Raw genomic sequence first — 20,382 nt, 5'->3', positions numbered from 1 at the left:
CCACGCACCGCGCCGCCTGGGGCTTCTTCCGCGATCGTCGTACTGACCTCTATGGCGCCCTGGCTGGTCCTCGCCCGGTTTGACGCTTGGCGACAGCCAAGTTGCGGGCCTAGGTTTGCTCATGATCGAGACGGAGCGGCTCATTCTGCGCAGGTGGCGCGAAGACGACCGGCCGGCCTTCCACGCCATCTGCGCCGATCCGCAGGTGATGGACTGGCTGGGCGGCGTGCTGACCCCTGAGGAGGCCGACCAGCGGCTGGCGCGGGTCGAGGAGACCTTCGATCGCCTGGGCTATGGCCGGTTCTGCGTCGAACGTCGCTCTGACGGGCGGGTGCTGGGTTGGTGCGGGGTCATGCCCGCCCATGAGAGCCAGCCCATCGCCGGCACGCCGGAGATCGGCTGGCGGCTGATTCCCGAAGCCTGGGGCCAGGGCTACGCCACCGAGGCCGCCGCCGCCGTCCTGGTTGACGCCTTCGAGCGCGTGGGGCTGAGCGAGGTCTGGGCCTATACCAGTCCGCACAATCTGAAATCCCAGGCGGTCATGATGCGGCTGGGCCTGACCCGGCGAGAGGATCTCGACTTCGAGAACCCCAACGCGCCGGCCGAGGACCCCTTCCGCCCAGCCTGGGTCTGGGTAGCGACCCCTTAGCCGCCGCAGCCGGAGGGGGGCGCGCTCAGCCGCGTCATCTCGCGGCGGGCCTTGTCCATGTCGGCGCGGAATTCGGGATTAGCGCGCATCCGGGCGACCATGGCGGCGGCCAGGTCGCGACCAGCCTCCACATCGCTCTCATAATGGACGCCGCAGACGACGCGGGAGGCGCCCATCTCCTTGCCCGCGGCCATCAGCTGATTGGCCCGCTCGGGCGCCAGCTCCACCAGGATCAACGCCCAGGCCCAGCCGGTCATGGAATGGCCCGAGGGATAGGAGGCGTTGGTCTCCATCCACGGCGCGCGGGGCACACAGACGGGCTTGTCGTTGCCGATCAGCGGGCGGGGGCGTCCATAGTGATCCTTGGCCGGGGTGCCGATGGTGCGGACGTCCTGTTCGGCCCGCTCCAGGATGTGGGCGGTGACCGGGGTCGTCTGCGGGCTGATGTCCAGGCCCGCAGCGCAGGCATAGCCCTTCAGCGCCTTGCCGCCCCAGAGGTCGGCGTCGGCGGCGGCCTTGGCCCAGCGGGCCGTGCCCTCCAGGGACCGTGTCTCTTCGAAGCGCTGGGCGTCGGCCCGGCCGCGCGGGCTATCGGGCGCCGGCGGCGGCCCGATCAGGGCTGCGCCGTCCAGGTCGGCGGCGGCCAGATAGCCGTCGATCTCCGGCGGCACGAAGCTCGGACTGTCAGGTTCGGCCAGGGTCGTCGGCGCTTGGGCCGGGGCGGCGGCGCAGGCCGAAAGGCCGGCGGCGAAGGCGAGGGCCGCGAGGGCGGGATGCATACGGATCATCCGCCTTCTCTAGAACGGCTCCCCGCGAGGGGGAACCGTTCCGAGGAGAGTTTGGCCTAGCGCAGGACGGCCAGCCCGTTTTTGATTACCGTGGCGTTGCGGGACTTCACGCGCGCCTCGAAGCTGATCTCCTTGCCGTCCTTCCAGATGTCCACCGTGATGGTGTCGCCGGGGAAGACAGGCGCCGAGAAGCGGGCCTGATGGCTCTTGATCTGGTCGGGATCGAAATCGGTCACCGCCTGCAGGATGGCGCGGCAGGTGATGCCGTAGGTGCAAAGCCCGTGCAGGATCGGCCGCGGGAAGCCCGAGCGCTTGGCCGAGTCGGGATCCGAATGCAGCGGGTTGCGGTCGCCGTTCAGGCGATAGAGCAGGGCCTGGTCCTCACGGGTGGTGAAATCCACCGACATGTCGGGCGCGCGCTCGGGCACCTTGTGCGGTTCAGGCGCGCCCTCGGTGGGACCGCCGAAGCCGCCGTCGCCGCGGGCGAAGGTCGATGAGGTCAGGGTGGCGACCTTTTCGCCGTTCTCGTCGGTCCAGACCGATTCGTTGATGACGACCGCGCCCTTGTCCTTGCCCTTGTCATAGGCGCCGACCGTGCGGCCCTCGACGGTGAAGGTGCCCTTGGTGGGCAGGGGCTTGTGCAACTCCACCTTCTGCTCGCCATGGACGACCATCAGGAAGTTGATCTGGCTGGGGCGGTGGCCCTCGGGCATCTGCGGCGCGGGGCCGGCGTTTGCCGCAGCCCGGGCGCCGGCGGCCAGGACGGTCGCCGCGGTCGGGATGACCTTCAGGTTCTTCTCATAGACGAAGGGCAGCTCCGTCTCGTTCATGGGGTCCTGGCCCATGCCGACGCCCAGGGCGTAGAGCATCACGTCCTTGTCGCCATAGGTGAAGGTGCGCGGGGCCGTGCGCTGGTCGAGAATGTCGGGATAAAAGATAGGCATGTTGAAATCGTTCCTCCGGAGCCCGCTCATGGATGGGGCTGCTCTTCTATGGGTCTGATTGAACCGGCACAGAGGCTGCGACGCAAGCGTCCCTCCTGGCATTTGCCGGCCTTGCCCTGATCGGCTAGAAGCGCCCGACCGCTCCGCGCGCGGGTCCGAAGGGACCCGTCGGACACCCGAATTCCTCGAAGGTTTCTTATGACCGAGACTACCGCTTCGGCCACGGGCCAGATCTCCGGCAACGTCCTCTTCTATTCCAATCCCGAGCCGCTCAACCCGACCACCCACAAGGGCATGGGCGTGAAGCGGATCGACGGTCCCTTCAGCTTTGCGGCCAAGCACAACCTGGTCCCGCTGACGGTGTCGGAATTCCAGCTGGCGGTGCTGAACGGCCCGATCATCTTCGTGGGCGAGGAAAAGACCCCCCTGCAGGTGATGGGTCTGAACCACGACGAGAACATCTTCGTCCTGCCCACCGGCGTGTTCGACGCCGGCGTCTATGTGCCGGCATATGTGCGCCGCTATCCCTTCGTCTTCGCCAATGATTCCAAGGCCGGCCAGTCGATCCTCTGCGTCGATCGCAACGCGGCCTTCTTCGCCGAGAAGGACGCCGAGCTGCCCTTCTTCGACGAAAAGGGCGAGCCGACCGAATACACCCAGAACTGTCTGACCTTCTGCAACAACTACGAGATGGAGCGGCAGAAGACCCAGAACTTCGTCCAGCTGCTGAAGGCGCTGGACCTGTTCGAGGCCAAGGAGTCCTTCTACACCCCGGTGAACGAGGACGGCACGCCGGGCGAGCCCCAGAAGCTGGCCGACTATTTCGGCGTCTCCGAAGAGCGCCTGCGCGAGCTGCCGGCCGAGAAGTTCATGGACCTGCGCCAGTCGGGCGCCCTGAACCAGATCTACGCCCACCTGATCTCGCTGGCCCAGTGGGACCGTCTGGTCGCCCTGTCGATGAATCGCCAGATGCAGGCCCAGAATCTGCAGGCCGCCAACAGCTGAGGCTGAAACCTCTTCCCCGGTAGGCGCGCAGCGCTCGCGCCTACCGGGCGAAGATGCTGCGGGTCAGGCAGGAAAAGACCAGCCGCCCGGCCTCGTCCAGCAGGTCATGCTGGGCGATGACGATGCCCTTGCCTTCCCCCACCGGGTCCTTGCCCATCACCGTCATCCGGCCCCGCAGAAGCTCGCCGGCCGGCGGGTTGCGCACCCATCGCAGGGCGTCCACCCCCAGGCGCTTGGTCTGGGGCCAGCCGGCCGCCGCCTGGCTGTCCAGCCGCGCCCAGATGGCGAAGACCATGGTGTCGGGCGCGCCACGCTCCAAAGTCCAACCCGGTGTGAAGGCCGCGATGAAGGCCGCCAGGGCCTTGGCGTCCACCGCCGCGGCGCCCAGGTTCACCACCTGGCCGATCTCGATGTCATCGAAAGGTGCGGGCATTCTGGCCTCTCGTTACAGGTGGGCGCTGAAACCCCGGGCGGCGCGGGGCCGTAGAACAGGCTGGAGCAGGTTCCGGAATCGTGGATTTGCGAGCAAGGCCTATCTGACCCCATATAGCGGCAAGCCCCAAACAGGTTTGAGTCCAAGCATGATGCGTCGCCTCGCCGGTCTTCTGCTCGCCGCCCTGGTCCTGCCGCTCGGCCTGGCCGCCGTCGCCCAGGCCGAGCCGGTGGAAACCGGTCACCTCAAAGCCGAGCTGATCGCCCAGACACAGGCCATAGCACCCGGCCAGACCATCCAGGTCGCCCTGCGCCAGGAGATCGACAAGGGCTGGCACACCTATTGGCGCAATCCCGGTGATTCCGGCGAAGCGACCAAGATCGGCTGGACGCTTCCGGCTGGGTGGCAGGCCGGCGAATTTGTCTGGCAGCCGCCGGAACCGCAGCCCGCCGGCCCGTTGGTGAACTACGGCTATTCCGGCGAGGTCATCCTGCCGATGACCCTGACGGCGCCGGCCGACGCCACGCCCGGCCAGTCGGTCACCCTTCGCGCGGCGGCGGCCTTCCTGGTCTGCGAAGAGATCTGCATCCCCGAGGATGCGCTGCTCGAACTGACCCTGGCGGTTCAGGGCGAGCCCGCCCAACCAGCCGGCCGGTGGGCGCAACCGATCGCCCGCGCCCTGGCGGCGGCGCCCAAGACGGCCGATCTCGCAGCGGCCTTCCAGAATGGCGATGATGGCCTGACGCTCGCCGTGACCGGCGACGTCCTGGCCGACGCTGACATGGCCGGCAGCTATTTCTTCCCCTTCGACGGCGCGGTCATCGACCACGCCGCGCCGCAGGCGATCGAGCGAGGGCCTCAGGGCCTCACCCTGTCCCTGACCCCCAGCTACGCCTTCCAGGGGCCGGAGCCGCCCCAGGTGATGGCCGGCGTCCTGAAGGTGGGCGAGACCTATTACGAGATCGAAGCCCGGGCCGGCCCGCTTCCGGCCGAAGCCGCAGGCCTTGGTCCGCCGATGGCGCGTGCGAGCGGCGGCGGGGCAGGGCTGGGCCTTCCCCTTGCGGTGGTCTTCGCCGTCCTCGGCGGTCTGATTCTCAACCTGATGCCCTGCGTCTTCCCGATCCTGGCCATGAAGGCCGCCAGCCTGGCCGGCCACGCCCATGAGCAGAGCGCCGCACGGCGCCAGGGCCTGGCCTTCCTGGTGGGCGTGCTGGCCACCTTCCTGGCGCTGGCCCTCGTGTTGATCGTCGCCCAGGCGGCCGGGGCCGCCGTCGGCTGGGGCTTCCAGCTGCAGTCACCGCCTGTGGTCGCCGCGCTCTGTCTGCTGATGCTGGCCGTGGCGCTCAACCTGTCGGGCGTGTTCGAGATCGGGACCTCCCTGCAGGGGGTCGGCTCTGGCCTCGCCACCCGGAGCGGCCTGGCCGGAGCCTTCTTCACTGGCGTGCTGGCCGTGGTGGTCGCCGCCCCCTGCACCGCGCCCTTCATGGCCCCCGCGCTCGGCTGGGCCCTGACCCAAAGCGCGCCGGCCGCCCTGCTGGTGTTCGCCGCTCTCGGCCTCGGTTTCGCAGCGCCCTTCGTGGCCGTGGCCTTTGCGCCGGGCCTGCTGTCGCGCCTGCCGCGCCCGGGTCCCTGGATGGATCACCTGCGCAAGGTGCTGGCCTTCCCCATGTACGGGGCGGCGGCCTGGCTGCTCTGGGTGCTGACCCTGCAGGTCGGACCCATGGGCCTGGCCCGGCTCCTGGCCGCAGCGGTCGTGCTGGCCCTGGCCGCCTGGCTCTACGGCCTTTCGCAAGCGCGCTCCGGCGGCGTTGCGCTTAAGGGCGGCGCCGCCATCCTGGCTGCCGCAGCCCTGGCGGCGGTGCTCATCCCGGCCTACCAGACCCCGGCGCCGGCGGGCGAGGCCAGCGGCGCGGTGGCCGAGCTGCCCTATGAGCCCTACAGCGCCGAGCGCTTGGCCGAGCTGCGCGCCCAGGGCGCACCGGTATTCGTGAACTTCACCGCCGCCTGGTGCGTCACCTGTCAGGTGAACGAGCAGGTGGCCCTGGCCCGGCAGGGGGTGGCCGACGCCCTGACTGAGACCGGAACTGTCTATCTCAAGGGCGACTGGACCCGGAAGGACGAGGTCATCGCCGCCGAACTGGCCCGCCACGGCCGGGCTGGGGTACCCTTGTACCTGGTCTATGACGGCGCCGGCGCCGAGCCGGTGATCCTGCCGCAGATCCTCACCGAGGGCGTGGTCGTCCGCGCCCTGGAGGCCGCCGCATCCGCCGGCTGATCGACGCGTAAAAGAAAGAGTGTTCGCCGGCCTACACCCCAAGAAGGAGACGCCCATGACGACCTCGAAGCTCCCCCGCCGCCCGGTCCTGCTCGGCCTGACCGCAGCCGCCGCCATGATCGCCGCCCCGGCCCTGGCCGCGCCCACCATCGGCAAGCCGGCCCCAGCCTTCACCGCCGTCGATTCCACGGGCAAGTCGCGCAGCCTGGCGGAGTTCAAGGGCAAGACCGTGGTCCTCGAATGGACCAATGAGGGCTGTCCCTATGTCCAGAAGCACTACAACGCCGGCGCCATGCAGGGCCTGCAGAAGCGCGCGACCGGCGATGGGGTGGTGTGGCTGACCCTGATCTCGTCGGCGCCGGGCAAGCAGGGCTACAAGACCGCCGCCGAGGCCAATGACTGGAAGGCCGAGAGCGGGGCGGCTTCCACCGCCATCCTGCTCGATCCCAAGGGCCAGGTGGGCCGCGCCTACGCCGCCAAGACCACACCGCACATGTACGTGGTCAATCCGGCCGGGACGCTCGTCTATATGGGCGGCATCGACGACAAGAACAGCGCCGACGCTGCGACCCTCAAGGGGGCCAGGAACTATGTCGTGGCCGCCCTCGGCGACATGAAGGCCGGCCGCGCCGTGGCCCAGCCGGTGTCGGCGCCCTACGGCTGCAGCGTGAAGTACTAGAGCGCGTTCCGATAAGTGGAGACCGGTTATCGGACGAAACGCGCTCAAGACATTGAGCCTAGAGCCTGATTCAAAGATCAGGCTCTAAGGCCTTAGACGCTCCCGTCGGGCGCCAGGCCAGAGGCCGGCCCCGGCGGGGCGAGCAGCACCTCGATATTGTCGTTCAGCAGATAGATCAGCTCGCGCAGAGCGGTGTCCCGGGCGGGCTTGTCGGCCGCCATCTGCAGGGCCGCCAGCTTGACCGGCAGATCCTCGGAAATCCCCCGCAGGATGCAGGCCAGGTCGCCATCGACGCCCCGGTCGCGCACGATCTGCTGACCCTGGCTGTCCAGGGCGGCCAGGTCGGCGACGCCGGTCTTGAACGCCTCGCTCGCCGGCGCCTCGGTCTCCCGCATGGCTTCGGCCTGGGCCTTCAGGTCCTGGGCGCGGCCGACGATGTCGGCGAACAGGGGCTCAAGCGCAGTGGCCGGCGCAGGCGTCGGGGCGTTCGGCTGAGCGGGCGCCGGGGCCGCAGCCATCCAGAGCAGGGTTGTCGCGGCGAGGGCGGCGCAGGACATGGATCTGACCTCAGGACACAGATTGAGCGCGTTCCGGGGCCAGATGACCTTGGGAACGAAGACGGGGCGATCTGCTTTTGCTAACCGGTTTCGGCCCGGTTCGTACAGGCAGGTTGGGGACGCCATCCTGCGCGGGGCCGCTTGAACGGGGGATGAATCATGTCCGACCTGGACGCCGCCTGGCGCCGTCTGCGCGCGGCAGGGGCCGCCGCCGCCGCGCGCTCGATCGCCGGCCTGTTCGACGCCGAACCTGACCGTCTGGACCGCCTGAGCCTGACCGCCGCCGGGCTCTATCTCGATCTCTCCAAGCAGCCCTGGTCGGCCAAGGACCTGGCCCTGGCGCTCGACCTGGCGCAGGCCGCCGGGGTGGAGGCGGCGCGTGATCGGCTGTTCGCCGGCGAGGCCGCCAATCCGTCCGAGGGCCGCGCGGCCTTGCACATGGCGCTCCGAGCGCCGGAGGGCGCGTCCTTCTCCGCCCAGGGCGAGCCGGTCTCCCGCGAGGTGGAGACGACCCGCGAGGCCGTCAGCGCCTTCGCCGACGCCATCGGAAGCGGCGAACGGCGCGGCGCCACCGGCGAGCCGTTCAGGTCCATCGTCCATATCGGCATCGGCGGCTCGGATTTCGGTCCCCGGCTGGTCTGGGAGGCGCTCCGGGCGCCCGACCCGGCCATCGACCTGCGGTTCATCGCCAATGTGGACCCGGCCGACAGCGCCCAGGCCCTGGCGGGCCTTGACCCGGCCCAGACCCTCGTCGTGATCGTCTCCAAGACCTTCACCACCCAGGAGACCATGGCCAACGCCATGATCGCCCGGGACTGGCTACGGAGCGCCCTGGGGGAGGCCGGCGACGCCCATCTGGCAGCGGTCTCGGCCGCGCCGGACGTGGCCAAGGGCTTCGGCGTGCGGGACGATCAGATTTTCGGCTTCCGCGACTGGGTCGGCGGGCGCTATTCGGTCTGGTCTTCGGTGGGCCTGTCCTGCGCCATCGCCTTGGGCCCCGACGTCTTTGAGGCGCTGCTGGCGGGCGGCGCGGCCATGGACGACCACTTCCGCCAGGCGCCGTTGGAGGCCAATGCGCCGGTGCTGCTGGCCCTGGCCCACATTTTCAACCGCAACGCCATGGATCGTCCTGTCCGGGCGGTGGTGCCCTATGCCCAGCGCCTGCGGTTGCTCCCCAACTTTCTCCAGCAGCTGGAGATGGAATCCAACGGCAAGCGGGTGCGCACCGATGGCCAGCCGGTGAAGCAGGCCACCGCCGCGGCGGTGTTCGGCGACGCAGGCACCAATGTGCAGCACGCCTTCTTCCAGCTGATGCACCAGGGCAGCGACGTGATCCCGGCCGACATCCTGGCGGTCGCCCACAGCGCCGACGGCCAACCCGCCTCCCAGACCAAGCTGCTGGCCAATGCGCTGGCCCAGGCCGAGGCCCTGATGGTCGGCCGCAGCGAGGCCGAGGTCCGTCGGTCCCTGGAAGCCGATGGTCTGTCCGCCAGCGAGATCGACATCCTGGCGCCGCAGAAGACCTTCCCTGGCGACCGGCCGACCAGCTTCCTGCTGATGGAGGCCCTGACCCCGGAGGCCCTGGGGGCGCTGATCGCCCTCTATGAGCACAAGACCTTCGTCGAGGGCGTGCTCTGGGGGATCAACAGCTTCGACCAGTGGGGGGTGGAGCTGGGCAAGACCTTGGCCGGCCACATCCTGCACGACCTGGAAGGCGAAGCGCCCGGCGCCCACGATCCCTCGACCTCGGCCCTGATCGCGCGGCTGCGGGGGGAGCCCTGAAGGCTGGCCTTGCGCCCGCGCCTCGGCTATAGGGCCGCCCATGACCTTCGTCGCGCCCCACCACGGCCATCACCACCATCCGATCTCCTGCGGGATCGGGCGGGGTTGTGCGGCCTAGGGACTAGGACGACGACCACGGCTCGAGCCCCCGCAGCGGACGGGGCTCGCCGCTTGCATATCCCCGTCCGTCGCGCCCAGAACTTTCGGAGCGACGTATGAACCCAAACGCCTTCCCAACTTCGCCAGAGCCCGCCGCGTGCTTGTCGCGTCCGGCTCCTTCATTTAAGCGCGCGCCATGACCGACGAGACCGCCCCCATCCGCCCGGAGGCGCGCAGCCCGCGCGGCTTCATGGACCGCCGCGCCCGCGACCTGGTGGCCGAGCGCCAGATCCTCACCGCCGTCTCGGCGGTCTATGAGCGCTACGGGTTCGAGGCGCTCGATACCGGCGCCTTCGAATATGCCGACGCGCTCGGCAAGTTCCTGCCCGACGCCGACCGTCCCAATGAGGGTGTCTTCGCCCTACAGGACGACGACGAACAGTGGATGGCGCTGCGCTACGACCTGACCGCGCCGCTTGCGAGGTTCGCCGCCCAGAACTGGGAGACCCTGCCCAAGCCGTTCCGACGATATGCGTTTGGTCCTGTCTGGCGCAACGAAAAGCCCGGCCCCGGCCGCTTCCGCGAATTCACCCAGTGCGACGCCGACACGGTGGGCTCGGCCCGCCCCGAAGCCGACGCCGAGATCATCGCCATGGCCGCCGAAGGCCTGGCGGCCGCCGGTCTGCCGGCCGGCTCCGCGGTGATCCGCATCAACAATCGCAAGCTGCTCAACGGCCTTCTGGCCACGGCCGGCGTCAGCGACGAGCGCCAGAAGCTGGGTGTGCTGCGGGCGGTGGACAAGCTCGACCGCCTGGGTCCCGACGGCGTGCGCCTGCTGCTGGGCGAAGGCCGCAAGGATGAGTCCGGCGCCTTCACCAAGGGGGCCGGGCTGAACGCGGCCGCGGCCGAAGCCGTGCTCGCCTTCACCGCGGCGGGCGCCGAGGGCGGGGACAGGTCTAGCGTGCTCGCCCGTCTGGCCGACATCATCGGCGGCTCGGCCGAAGGGGACGCCGGGCTTGCCGAACTGGCCGCTATTGACGGGGCGCTGAAGAACTTGGGGGTTTCCGAGGCCCAGGCCGTCTTCGAGCCGGCCATCGTCCGGGGCCTGGAATACTATACCGGCGCGGTGTTCGAGGCCGAGCTGCTGCTGGAGACCACCGACGAGAAGGGCCATCCGGTCCGGTTCGGCTCCATCGGCGGCGGCGGGCGCTATGACGACCTGGTGGCGCGGTTCACCGGCCAGGCCGTGCCGGCCACAGGCTTCTCCTTCGGTGTCTCCCGCCTGGCCTCGGCCCTGCGCGCAGCGGGGCGGGACATGGCCGCCGACGTCCGCGGGCCGGTGGTGGTCATCGCCTTCAACAATGACGACATGGCGCACTATTTCGCCGCGGCCGGAGAGCTGCGGGCCGCCGGGATCGCCGCCGAGGTCTATCTGGGATCCTCGGGCATGAAGGCGCAGATGAAATATGCCGACCGACGCCTGGCGCCGGCCGCCGTCATCCTGGGCGGCGACGAGATCGCGGCCGGGACCGTGACCATCAAGGACCTCGACCTGGGGCGCGAACTGGCCGCCGGGATCACGGACAACAGCCAGTGGCGCGGCGAGCGTCCGGGCCAGATCAGCTGCCCCCGCGGCGAGCTGGTGGCGAGCGTGGCCAAGATCGTGAGGGGCGCCTGATGCGGGTTGAGCCGACCCTGCCGCCGGCCGTGCTGGCGGCCATACGGGCGCCGTTCGAGACGGTGGGTGCGAGCCTGGCCGACGTGCCGCTGGTCCAGCCCCTGAATCTGATCCTCGACCTGGCGGGCGAGGGCCTGCGGGCGCGGTTGTTCGTGGTCCAGGCCGAGGGCGGGGCCGAAGCCTGCCTGCGTCCGGATTTCACGGCGCCTGTGGCCCGCAGCCATGTGGAGAGCGGGGCCGTCGAGGGGCGCTACTTCTACCAGGGCAAGGCCTTCCGGGCCGCGCCTGAACACACCGGCCGGTCCGAAGAGTTCCTGCAACTGGGTCTGGAGCGCTTCGACGCCCAGGCCTCCGACGCCGTGACGGCGGACGCCGAGGTGGCGGCCCTGGCCTGGCGCGGAGCGATCGCCGGGGGACGCGGCGACCTGGAGTTCTGGCTGGGGGACGCGGCCCTGTTCGCCGCCTTCATCGACAGCCTTGATCTCGCCCCGGCCCTGGCGACCCGCCTGGTCCGCATCGCCAAGCGGCCGCGGTTGCTGCAGGCCGAGCTGGCCCGGGCCGGACAGGCGGCGGCGGAAGCCGGGACCGACGGCGGTCTGGCCGATCTGCTGGCGGACCTGCCCGGCGAGGGGGCTGGCGACCTGCTTCGCGAGGTGTGGGCCCTGGCCGGCATTGCGCCGGTGGGCGGCCGCGGACCGGCGGAGATCGCCGAGCGGCTGGTGGCCAAGGCCCAGGCGCGTCGGGCCCCGGCCCTGACCACCGACCAGGCCGCCGCTGTCGCAGGTTTCCTGGCCATTTCCGACCGGCCCGAGGCCGCCCTGGATCAGGCGCGCCGCCTGGCTGGCGGTCAGGCGTCCGCCCTGGAGGCGGCGATCACGGCCTGGTCGAGCCGTCTCGCCAAGCTCGCCGCCGAGGGGGTTCCGCAGGATGTGCTGAGGTTCACGCCCGGCCTCGGCCACGCCTTCGACTATTATGACGGCCTGACCTTCGAGGTGCGCAGCGCCGCCCTGGGCGCCGACCGGCCGGTGGCGGCCGGCGGGCGTTACGACGGCCTGTTGGCTCGGCTCGGCGGGGCCGATGGCGGCCGCGCCGTGGGCTGCATGGTTCGGCCCTGGCGGGCCTTCGCCCAGGGAGAAGCCTGATGGACGCCCCGCTGATCATCGCCGTGCCGTCCAAGGGCCGGCTGAAGGAGCAGGTCGAAGCCTGGCTCGCCGACTGCGCCCTCAAGCTCGAGGCCGAAGGCGGCGCCCGCGGCTATATGGCCAGCCTCAAGGGGCTGGAGGGCGCCCAGGTCCGCCTGCTGTCGGCCGGCGACATCGCCGAGGCCATTGACGCCGGTGAGGCCCATCTGGGGGTGACCGGCGAGGACCTGATGCGCGAGCGGCCGGGCGATCTCGCCGCCCGCGCCCTGTTGCTGCGTCCCCTGGGCTTTGGCCGCGCCGACCTGGTGGTGGCCACGCCCAAGAGCTGGCTCGACGTCGAGACCATGGGCGATCTGGAAGAGGTGGCGCACGACATCCTGGCCCGCACCGGCCGGCGGATGCGGGTGGCGACCAAGTACATCCTGCAGACCCGCGCCTTCTTCGCCCGCCACGGTCTGGTCGATTATCGGATCGTGGAGTCTGGGGGCGCCACCGAGGGCGCGCCCGCGGCCGGGGCGGCCGAGCTGGTGGTGGATATCACCACGACCGGCGCCACCCTGGAGGCCAATGGGCTGAAGGTTCTTGATGACGGCGTGATCCTCAGGAGCCAGGCGCATCTGGCCGCCAGCCTACGGGCGGACTGGACAGACGCCCACCTGCAGGTGACCGAGACGCTGCTGCGTCGGGTGGAAGCGCGCGCCAACGCCCGGGCCAGCGCCACCTTGACCTGGCCCGAGGTCGAAATCGGACCAGCCGTCCAGGGCGTGATCGATGGCCTGATGTCCAGCGGCGCGTCGCGGCGGCCCAACGGCCTGCTGGCGCCGGCCGGCGTTGTGGCTGAAGCCGGTCAGGCGCTCTCGGCGGCGGGTCTTGGTCCGATTACCGCGGCGCAACCTGACTTCGTGTTTGAAACGGCCTCCCCTGGGATGGACCTGTTGAGATCGATCCTGGCTAAAAATTGACATAAGAGTCAGAAATATCGGGATTGTGAGCGCGATTGGGCGAAATCCCGGAAATCTGAGGGGAAATTCCGCCTATCCGCCGATTTGGTTCATTGACTCGGACCTGAAATTGCCGTTTTCTCACCTGGCGAGAGACAAGACGGCGACTTAAGTCCTGAAGTCTCCGGCGTTTCGGGGAGGAAACGCCCTTCTAAAATGAGCGGCAGCTCACAATAAGAACAGGCCCGTTGCGATTATCCCCCGCAACGGGCCATTTCTTTTTGGTCGAAACCAAAAAACTGACTCTAGCGATAAAAATGGGGCGAGCCGCTGTGGCCCGCCCCGGCGCGCCGATTCACCAGATGCGGACGCGGTCCTGCGGCGCCACATGCATGGCGTCCTCGGGCGCCACGTCAAAGGCGTCGTACCAGGCGTCGATATTGGCCACCGGCACATTGACCCGATAATGCGGCGGCGCGTGGGGGTCGGAGACCAGCTGACGCTTCAGGGCGTCCTCACGGTACTTGCCCCGCCACACCTGCGCCCAGCCGAGGAAGACCCGCTGGTCGCCGGTAAAGCCGTCGATCACTGGCGCCGGCTTGCCCTCCAGGGACAGGTGGTAGGCGTCGAGGCCGAGCAGCAGCCCGCCGAGGTCGGCGATGTTCTCGCCCATGGTCAGGTCGCCGTTGATCGGCGAGCCCGGCAGCGGCTCGATGGCCGAGTACTGGGCGCCCAGCTTCTTGGCCTGGGCGTCGAACTTGGCGGCGTCCTCGGCCGTCCACCAGTCGGTCAGCTTGCCGTCGCCATCGGACTTGCGGCCCTGGTCGTCGAAGCCGTGGGTGATCTCATGGCCGATCACCCCGCCAATGCCGCCATAGTTGATGGCCGGATCGGCGTCGGGATCGAAGAAGGGCGGCTGGAGAATGGCGGCCGGGAAGACGATCTGGTTCTTGGTCGGGCTGTAATAGGCGTTCACGGTGGGCGGGGTCATGCCCCATTCCTTGTCATTCACCGGCTCGTCCAGGCGATCCACCCGATAGGCCCATTCGAAGGCCGCAGCCCGCTCCACATTCCCATAGAGGTCGTCGGCCTGGATGGTCAGGTCCGAATAGTCCCGCCATTCTTCGGGATAGCCGATCTTCACCGTGAACTTGGACAGCTTCTCCAGGGCCTTGGCCTTGGTGTCGTCGCCCATCCAGGTCAGGCCCTTGATGCGGGCCTCCATGGCCGTCTTGATGTCGCCCACCAGGGCTTCCATCTTGGCCTTGCTCTCGGGCGGGAAATACTCGGCGACATAGAGCTTGCCCAGGGCTTCGCCGGCATAGGTGTCGACCGTGCTCACCCCACGCTTCCAGCGGGGTTTCTGCTCGGGCTGGCCTGAGAGGGTCTTTTCGCGGAAGCCGTGATAGGCCGCGACGAAGGGCTCGGCCAGATAGGGCGCGGCCTGATCGGTCAGGGTGTAGGCCGCCCAGGCCTTCTGAACCTCGACCGGGGTTTCGGCGAAAATCCTGGCGATCTTCGGGAAGGCGGTGTTTTCGGAGGCGACGACCCGCTCGGCCTCTGTCAGATCGGCGCCTTCGATGAAGGCGTCCCACGGGAAGTCGGGGGCGTAGGCTTTCAGTTCGGGCAGGGTGTAGGGATTATAGGTCTTGTCGTCGTCCCGGCGCTCGGCCCGGGTCCAGGAAACCTCGGCGATCTTGGTCTCCATCTCGACGATGGCCCTGGCGTTGGCCTCGGGCTCCGGCCAGCCGGCCAGGGTCAGGAGCTCCGCCACATAGGCCTCGTACTGCGCCTTCTGCGGGGCGAAGTTCTCGGTCAGGTAATAGTCGCGGTCGGGCATGCCGATGCCGGCCTGGCCGAGATAGACCGTGTAGCGCTCGGGATTCTTGGCGTCGTCATAGACATAGGCGCTGAAGACCGAGCCCCCGAAGCCCTTCATGGTCTCGCCCATCAGGCGGGCCAGGTCTTCCTTCGAGGCGGCGGCGCGGATCTCGGCCAGGTCGCTCGTGAGCGGCGCCGCCCCCTTGGCGTCCACCGAGGCCTTGTCCATGAAGCTCTTGTAGAAGGTCCCGATCAGGGCCTCATCGCCGCTGGCGGAGCCGCCGGCGGCAGAGGCGTCCAGCACGGCGCGCATGCGGTTGACCGACAGTTCGTTCAGGGCGTCGAAGGTGCCGTAGCGCGAACGGTCCGAGGGGATGACCAGGGCGTCCACATAGGCGCCGTTGGCGTGGTTGAAGAAATCCTCGCCCGGGCGAACGGCGGCGTTCATGCCCGTGCGGTCAAAGCCCCAGGGACCCATGCGCTGGGCCTCGGAGACGTCGACGGCCCCGCCAGCCTCGGCGGCGGGCGCAGCGCTGAAGATGTGGAGGGGACGGAGGTCGGACGCGGACGCCGGCGCCGCAGCGCCGAGGAGGGCGGCCGCCGCAGCGGCGCCGAACCAGAGGGTCTTCATGTGGAGATATCAGCCTCTTTGGGGTCTGGGATGGGCGAACCATGCCCCGCCCAGACCCCAGGAGGCTCATTACATTTTCGTTAGGCCTTGGCGCCGAGCGCCTCCTGAGCCTGATTACGCACCAGCTTGTAGTCGAGCTTGCCGTTGGGCGCGCGGACCACAGGGGCGAAGACCAGGTCGCGAGGAACCTTGTAATCGGCCAGGTTGGCCTTCACGTGGGCCTGCAGGTCGGCGAGGGAGGGCTCGTCGCCGCCGGCCACATCGACCACCGCGCAGATCCGCTCGCCGAACCGCGGATCGGGCAGGCCGACCACGGCGGCGTCGCGCACGCCGGGGAAGCGCTTGAGGGACTCTTCCACCTCTTCGGGGAAGACCTTCTCGCCGCCAGTATTGATCACCTGGCTGCCGCGGCCCAGCAGGGTGATGGCCCCGTCAGCCTCCACCGTGGCCCAGTCGCCGGGCACCGACCAGCGCTGACCTTCGAAGATGCGGAAGGTCTTGGCCGACTTTTCCTCATCCTTGTAGTAGCCGAGCGGCGTGTGGCCGCCGACCGCCACCAGGCCGCGCTCGCCCGAACCCGGCGCCACCCGGCGGCCGTCCTCGGTGAAGACCGCCGCATTGGGGCCGGTGGCGAACTTCGCCGTCGCCGCCGACACGCCGCCGCCCGAGGCCGAGGAGGCCAGGCCAAGGGCTTCGGACGAGCCGAGGCTGTCCATCAGCATGATGTTGGGCAGGTGCTTCAGCAGGCCCTGCTTGTTCTCCGCCGACCACATGGTGCCCGAGGAGACGATGCGCTTGAGGCTGGGCATGGTCCAGCGGCCGGGATGGGCCTCCAGGCATTCCAGCATCGGGGCGGCGAAGGCGAGACCCACGATGATCAGGCCGCTGACCCCCAGGCGCTCGACCTCGTCGAACAGGACGGCCGGATCGAACTTGCGCGAGGGCAGGGTGGCGATGGCGCCGCCGCTGATCAGCTGGCCAAAGGAGATGAACTGGCCGGTGGCGTGCATCAGGGGGGCGACCGGAATGGTGATCGCCTGGGGCTCGGGGGAGTCGGCGTTGGCCTTGGCGCGGACGCCGGCCTCTTCGACGGTCTCCAGCGGGGGCAGGCCCAGCAGCAGATTGGCCCCGCCGCCCAGACCCTTGAACAGGTCTTCCTGGCGCCACATCACGCCCTTGGGCATGCCGGTGGTGCCGCCCGTATACATAAAGAGCAGGTCGTCGGCCGAGCGACCCCAGGGCGCCTCGAAGCGCGCGCCGTCGCCGGCGACGATGGCGTCATAGTCCTCGGCCCAGTCGGGAACCGCGAACCCCTCTTCCGGCACGGCGATCCAGACCTTGACCTTGGGCAGGCGAGACCGGACCGAGGCGGCGGTCTCGGCGAAGGAGGCGTGGAACACCACGGCCTCGGCGTCGGCGTTGTCAAACAGATAGACCAGCTCGTCGCCGCTGTAGCGATAGTTGGTGTTGAACGGGACCAGGCCGGCCTTGAAGGCGGCGTAATAGGTCTCGATGTATTCCGGGCCGTTATAGAGATAGGCGGCGACCTTGGACTGGTGGGTCAGCCCCTTTTCGACCATGCGCCGGGCCAGGGCGTTGGCGCGGGCGTCGAAGTCCTTCCAGGCGAAAACCTTGTCACCGTGGATCAGGGCCGGGCGGTCCGGCGTGGCGCGCGCGACCGATTCCCACAGGTTGGCGTAATTCCAAACCTCCATAGGGCGTCCTCCATCATCAAAATATGTGGCGCATAAAGAGGACGGGCCTGCGCGAAGTCAACGCCGCCCACCCCGTTGTCAGGAAAGGATCCTCGGCGGGAAAGGATCGTGGCTGGGGCGGCGAACAGTTCGCCTGCGCCGCGGGGCCTGCCATACTCGACGTGAACGGGGGCGAGGGACAGCATGGACGGTCACGGCGCGACGGACGGCTATAAGGACATCGTCTTGTTCCTGGCCACGGCGGGCGTCGTGGTGCCGCTGTTCCGGCGCTGGAAGATCAGTCCGATCCTCGGCTTCATCCTGGCCGGCGTGGCGCTGGGTCCCTTTGGCCTCGCCCGGCTGGGGGATCTGGCGCCGTGGGTGTCCTATTTCACCGTCGACAACCCCGAAGACATCGCCCAGCTCGCCGAGCTGGGGGTGGTCTTCCTCCTGTTCATGATCGGGCTGGAGCTGTCGTGGGAGCGGCTCCGGCTCATGCGCAAGCTGGTCTTTGGACTGGGAGCCGCTCAGGTGGGCGTTACGCTTGGGGTGCTGACGGGGCTGGCCATGCTGTTGGGCATGGATGTCGCGCCGGCTGCGGCCATCGGCGCGGCGCTGGCCCTGTCCTCTACGGCGATTGTCATGCCGGTGCTGATCGAGCAGCGGCGACACCACTCGACCACGGGGCGCGCGACCTTTGCGATCCTGCTGTTCCAGGACCTGGCGGTGGCGCCGATCCTGATCACCCTGGCCGTCCTCGGCGCCCGGGGCGGCGAGGAGCTATCGCCGCGCCTGCTTCTGACCTTCGCCCCGGCCATGCTCGGCATGATCGGCCTGGTGGCGTTTGGCCGGCTTCTGCTGCGGCCGCTGCTGCGATCGGTGGCCCGGGCCAAGAGCGAAGAACTGTTCATGGCCGCCTGTCTGCTGGTGGTCATCGGGGCGGGGCTGGTCAGCGCGCTGACCGGCCTGTCCATGGCCCTGGGGGCCTTCGTAGCGGGCCTGCTGCTGGCGGAAACCGAGTTCCGCCACGAGGTCGAGGTGACCATCGAGCCGTTCAAGGGCCTGCTGCTCGGTCTCTTCTTTCTGTCCGTGGGGATCGGGCTCAACCTCTCGCTTCTGGCGGCGCGGCCGCTGGAGGTCCTGGGGTTGGCGACGGGGCTGCTGCTGGCCAAGGGGGCGGTGATCTTCGCCCTAGCGCGACTGACCCGCCTGCCGCCTTTGGCGGCGGCTGAGGTCGCCCTGCCCCTGGCGGCGGGCGGGGAGTTCGCCTTCGTCATTATCAACCAGGCCACCGGTCTTGGGGTAGTGTCTCTCCAGACCGGCCAGCTCGTCATGGTGGCGGCCACCTTGACCATGGCCCTGGTGCCGGTGCTCGCCTGGCTGGGGCAGCGCCTGGCCCGCCGCGAGCCGCCGCCGGCCCTTGATGAGGCCCCCGGCGGCGGAGACGGCGCGCCCTCGGTGCTCATCGTCGGCTATGGGCGGGTAGGGCAACTGGTGGGAGACATGCTCAGCCGACATGGTACGGCCTGGGTTTCGGCCGAGCGGGATTCGCGCCTGGTGGAGCAGGCGAGGCGAACGGGTCGTCCCTGTTTCTTCGGCGACGCCTCGCGGCCGGAGTTCCTCAACCGCTGCGGCCTGGGGGAGGCCAGCGCGCTTGTGGTCACCATGGATGATCCGGAAGGGGCCGAAACCGTGGTGTCGGTGGCCAGGCGGCTGCGTCCCGACCTGGTGATTGTCGCCCGCGCCCGGGACGCCCGCCATGCCAAGCGCCTCTACGAGATGGGCGCCACCGACGCTGTGCCCGAGACCGTGGAGGCCAGCCTTCAGCTCTCCGAAACCGTCCTGGTGGAGATCGGCGTGCCCATGGGCCTTGTGATCGCCTCGATCCATGAGCGCCGGGACGAATACCGTCAGGACCTCAATCGTCCCGACGCCCTGGGCGGACGTCGACGCAGTCGCGCAAACGACAAGGTGTGAGCCCGAAAGACTCCACTTCCAAGGGAAGCCGATTGCGTATTTCCCCGATGGGCTGCAACATCAAGCATCGCTGCGGTGGTGGCGCCAGAAAATCTCACGGCGGAGGATTTTTTCGGAACCTCTTCCGTAAGCTGGCGTTCAGTGCCCGGCGCCATACAGCGTGGCGGTAGGCTTCGGCCTTGCCAGCCCCGCCCGCGCGGCGCCCGAGTCGGTCCAGGGGGAGAGTCCTCATGGATGTCGGTGTGCTGGTTAGGATTGGCCGAGGGCCGGGAGGGGTTGCGAGAGCCCCTTTAAGCATCACCGCGAACAGCGGAGGATGCGCCGGGTTGGGGCCAAGGGAGGGGGACGACCTAGAGATTCTCGCGAATTTCGACCAAACGGCCGGGTGATTGCGCAAGAGTGTTGCTCTGGCGACACTTTCGCAGTGGATCGGGCTTGCTATAACGCTGCTGGGTCATATGGCCGCAGCAGAGGGCATGAAGAGGGCTCAAAATATGAAATTCAAACTCCTGGCAGGGGCCGCAATGGCTGCGGTTTTCGCCGCGTCCGGCGCGTCTGCCCAAGACGCCGGCTGGTACGGCGCCATGGACCTCGGCTATCACTGGCCCGAAGGCCTTGAGACCGGTTCGTCCAACAATGGCCCCGGCGGCGCCGGCTATAACTGGGAATTCAGCCAGGACGACGACTGGGCCGGCTTCGCCCGTCTCGGCTATCAGCTGAACCCCAACTGGCGCGTTGAGCTTGAGGGCGGCTATCGCCCCGGCGACATCTCCAGCGTCCGCGGCGCTCCGGGCTCGGCGATCGCCGGCCTCTGCACCCCCGGCGTGGTTCGTACCGCGGCGGCTCCGAACTGCGGCTCGCCCAACGGCGACGTCGAAGCTTGGACCATCATGGGCAATGTCATCTATGACATCGCTCCGGGCGCGGTGATCAATCCGTTCATCGGCGCCGGCGTCGGCGTCAATCACGTCAAGATGGACGTGACCGGCCAGTTCGCCACCACCCCTGGCCCGTTCACGGCCGCTAACCCGGCCATCCAGAACCTGTCGATCGACGATGATGATACGGCCCTGGCCTATCAACTCCTCGCCGGCCTGGCCTGGCAGGCGACCGACCGCCTCGACGTCGACCTGACCTACCGCTATCTCGGCGGTTCGGACCTCGACTTCGCCTCGACCGGCAGCGCCTCGCTGCAGCCGGGCGTGTTCTCTGGCGACTACCGCGACCAGTCGGTGACCGTCGGCCTGCGTTATTCCTTCGCTTCGCCGGCCGCTCCGCCCCCGCCGC

16 protein-coding genes are annotated in these 20,382 nt (G+C 69.0%); 10 read left to right on the top strand and 6 right to left on the bottom strand.

The genetic code is table 11. From position 1 onward, the window contains the following. Positions 1-121: 121 nt before the first annotated feature. Positions 122-649: a GNAT family N-acetyltransferase gene (locus V7702_RS12745; RefSeq protein WP_335650484.1), complete on the top strand. Its 528-nt coding sequence runs from the start codon at positions 122-124 to the stop codon at positions 647-649. Here the strand turns inward: V7702_RS12745 and V7702_RS12740 are convergent. Next, on the bottom strand, positions 646-1,437 hold the full coding sequence (locus V7702_RS12740; RefSeq protein ID WP_335650483.1) for an acid phosphatase: 792 nt from the start codon (positions 1,435-1,437) through the stop codon (positions 646-648). The genes V7702_RS12745 and V7702_RS12740 overlap by 4 nt on opposite strands. Before the next feature lie 56 nt (positions 1,438-1,493). Beyond that, entirely contained in the window at positions 1,494-2,381 is an 888-nt protein-coding gene (locus V7702_RS12735; RefSeq protein WP_304713651.1) for a MaoC/PaaZ C-terminal domain-containing protein, read from the bottom strand. Positions 2,382-2,579: 198 nt separating this feature from the next. Here V7702_RS12735 and V7702_RS12730 point away from each other — a divergent pair, with 198 nt between their 5' ends. Beyond that, entirely contained in the window at positions 2,580-3,386 is an 807-nt protein-coding gene (locus V7702_RS12730; RefSeq protein ID WP_335650482.1) for a SapC family protein, read from the top strand. A gap of 40 nt (positions 3,387-3,426) precedes the next feature. Here V7702_RS12730 and V7702_RS12725 read toward each other — a convergent pair whose 3' ends face one another. Beyond that, the gene (locus V7702_RS12725; protein ID WP_335650481.1) at positions 3,427-3,819 is read right to left on the bottom strand and encodes an acyl dehydratase; all 393 of its coding nucleotides are present in this window, start codon (positions 3,817-3,819) and stop codon (positions 3,427-3,429) included. A 148-nt stretch (positions 3,820-3,967) separates the two neighbouring features. On the opposite strand from V7702_RS12725, the gene V7702_RS12720 reads away from it, so the two are divergent. Together V7702_RS12720 and V7702_RS12715 are read left to right on the top strand one after the other, a co-directional pair. After that, complete coding sequence (locus tag V7702_RS12720; RefSeq protein ID WP_335650480.1) at positions 3,968-6,094, top strand: protein-disulfide reductase DsbD family protein; 2,127 nt, start codon at positions 3,968-3,970, stop codon at positions 6,092-6,094. A gap of 55 nt (positions 6,095-6,149) precedes the next feature. Beyond that, positions 6,150-6,773, top strand: a complete 624-nt coding sequence (locus tag V7702_RS12715; RefSeq protein WP_335650479.1) for a redoxin domain-containing protein — start codon at positions 6,150-6,152, stop codon at positions 6,771-6,773. A 92-nt stretch (positions 6,774-6,865) separates the two neighbouring features. On the opposite strand, the gene V7702_RS12710 is transcribed toward V7702_RS12715, so the two are convergent. Next, a complete protein-coding gene (locus tag V7702_RS12710; protein ID WP_335650478.1) occupies positions 6,866-7,330 on the bottom strand; it encodes a hypothetical protein in 465 nt (154 codons plus the stop codon). Between the two features lie 159 nt (positions 7,331-7,489). Here V7702_RS12710 and pgi point away from each other — a divergent pair, with 159 nt between their 5' ends. The 4 genes from pgi (at position 7,490) to hisG (ending at position 12,993) form a co-directional block, all read left to right on the top strand. Then, complete coding sequence (pgi, locus tag V7702_RS12705) at positions 7,490-9,112, top strand: glucose-6-phosphate isomerase (protein ID WP_335650477.1); 1,623 nt, start codon at positions 7,490-7,492, stop codon at positions 9,110-9,112. A gap of 295 nt (positions 9,113-9,407) precedes the next feature. Further along, the gene (gene hisS / locus V7702_RS12700; RefSeq protein ID WP_335650476.1) at positions 9,408-10,889 is read left to right on the top strand and encodes a histidine--tRNA ligase; all 1,482 of its coding nucleotides are present in this window, start codon (positions 9,408-9,410) and stop codon (positions 10,887-10,889) included. Further along, on the top strand, positions 10,889-12,031 hold the full coding sequence (locus V7702_RS12695; RefSeq protein WP_335650475.1) for an ATP phosphoribosyltransferase regulatory subunit: 1,143 nt from the start codon (positions 10,889-10,891) through the stop codon (positions 12,029-12,031). The genes hisS and V7702_RS12695 overlap by 1 nt, the downstream gene beginning before the upstream one ends. Beyond that, positions 12,031-12,993: an ATP phosphoribosyltransferase gene (gene hisG, locus V7702_RS12690; RefSeq protein ID WP_335650474.1), complete on the top strand. Its 963-nt coding sequence runs from the start codon at positions 12,031-12,033 to the stop codon at positions 12,991-12,993. The genes V7702_RS12695 and hisG overlap by 1 nt, the downstream gene beginning before the upstream one ends. A 334-nt stretch (positions 12,994-13,327) precedes the next feature. Here hisG and V7702_RS12685 read toward each other — a convergent pair whose 3' ends face one another. Together V7702_RS12685 and V7702_RS12680 are read right to left on the bottom strand one after the other, a co-directional pair. Next, the gene (locus V7702_RS12685; protein WP_335650473.1) at positions 13,328-15,424 is read right to left on the bottom strand and encodes a M13 family metallopeptidase; all 2,097 of its coding nucleotides are present in this window, start codon (positions 15,422-15,424) and stop codon (positions 13,328-13,330) included. Positions 15,425-15,504: 80 nt separating this feature from the next. After that, on the bottom strand, positions 15,505-17,139 hold the full coding sequence (locus tag V7702_RS12680; protein ID WP_335650472.1) for an AMP-binding protein: 1,635 nt from the start codon (positions 17,137-17,139) through the stop codon (positions 15,505-15,507). Positions 17,140-17,322: 183 nt separating this feature from the next. Between V7702_RS12680 and V7702_RS12675 the strand changes: the two genes are divergently transcribed. Both V7702_RS12675 and V7702_RS12670 read left to right on the top strand, forming a co-directional pair. Beyond that, complete coding sequence (locus V7702_RS12675) at positions 17,323-19,095, top strand: cation:proton antiporter domain-containing protein (RefSeq protein ID WP_335650471.1); 1,773 nt, start codon at positions 17,323-17,325, stop codon at positions 19,093-19,095. A 494-nt stretch (positions 19,096-19,589) separates the two neighbouring features. Then, positions 19,590-20,382: outer membrane protein (locus V7702_RS12670; RefSeq protein ID WP_335650470.1), on the top strand; the 793-nt coding region annotated here is incomplete at its 3' end.

Source organism: Phenylobacterium sp. (assembly GCF_036963605.1).
Classification (GTDB): domain Bacteria; phylum Pseudomonadota; class Alphaproteobacteria; order Caulobacterales; family Caulobacteraceae; genus Phenylobacterium.
This window is presented reverse-complemented; position numbering and strand designations above follow the sequence as displayed.

Excerpts from the sequence above, each read along its gene's own strand:
- hisG (WP_335650474.1), top strand. The coding sequence starts at position 12,031 with ATGGACGCCCCGCTGATCATCGCCGTGCCGTCCAAGGGCCGGCTGAAG.
- V7702_RS12685 (WP_335650473.1), bottom strand. The coding sequence starts at position 15,424 with ATGAAGACCCTCTGGTTCGGCGCCGCTGCGGCGGCCGCCCTCCTCGGC.
- pgi (WP_335650477.1), top strand. The coding sequence starts at position 7,490 with ATGTCCGACCTGGACGCCGCCTGGCGCCGTCTGCGCGCGGCAGGGGCC.
- V7702_RS12695 (WP_335650475.1), top strand. The coding sequence starts at position 10,889 with ATGCGGGTTGAGCCGACCCTGCCGCCGGCCGTGCTGGCGGCCATACGG.
- V7702_RS12680 (WP_335650472.1), bottom strand. The coding sequence starts at position 17,139 with ATGGAGGTTTGGAATTACGCCAACCTGTGGGAATCGGTCGCGCGCGCC.
- V7702_RS12735 (WP_304713651.1), bottom strand. The coding sequence starts at position 2,381 with ATGCCTATCTTTTATCCCGACATTCTCGACCAGCGCACGGCCCCGCGC.
- V7702_RS12740 (WP_335650483.1), bottom strand. The coding sequence starts at position 1,437 with ATGATCCGTATGCATCCCGCCCTCGCGGCCCTCGCCTTCGCCGCCGGC.
- V7702_RS12675 (WP_335650471.1), top strand. The coding sequence starts at position 17,323 with ATGGACGGTCACGGCGCGACGGACGGCTATAAGGACATCGTCTTGTTC.
- V7702_RS12710 (WP_335650478.1), bottom strand. The coding sequence starts at position 7,330 with ATGTCCTGCGCCGCCCTCGCCGCGACAACCCTGCTCTGGATGGCTGCG.
- V7702_RS12720 (WP_335650480.1), top strand. The coding sequence starts at position 3,968 with ATGATGCGTCGCCTCGCCGGTCTTCTGCTCGCCGCCCTGGTCCTGCCG.
- V7702_RS12725 (WP_335650481.1), bottom strand. The coding sequence starts at position 3,819 with ATGCCCGCACCTTTCGATGACATCGAGATCGGCCAGGTGGTGAACCTG.
- hisS (WP_335650476.1), top strand. The coding sequence starts at position 9,408 with ATGACCGACGAGACCGCCCCCATCCGCCCGGAGGCGCGCAGCCCGCGC.
- V7702_RS12715 (WP_335650479.1), top strand. The coding sequence starts at position 6,150 with ATGACGACCTCGAAGCTCCCCCGCCGCCCGGTCCTGCTCGGCCTGACC.
- V7702_RS12730 (WP_335650482.1), top strand. The coding sequence starts at position 2,580 with ATGACCGAGACTACCGCTTCGGCCACGGGCCAGATCTCCGGCAACGTC.
- V7702_RS12745 (WP_335650484.1), top strand. The coding sequence starts at position 122 with ATGATCGAGACGGAGCGGCTCATTCTGCGCAGGTGGCGCGAAGACGAC.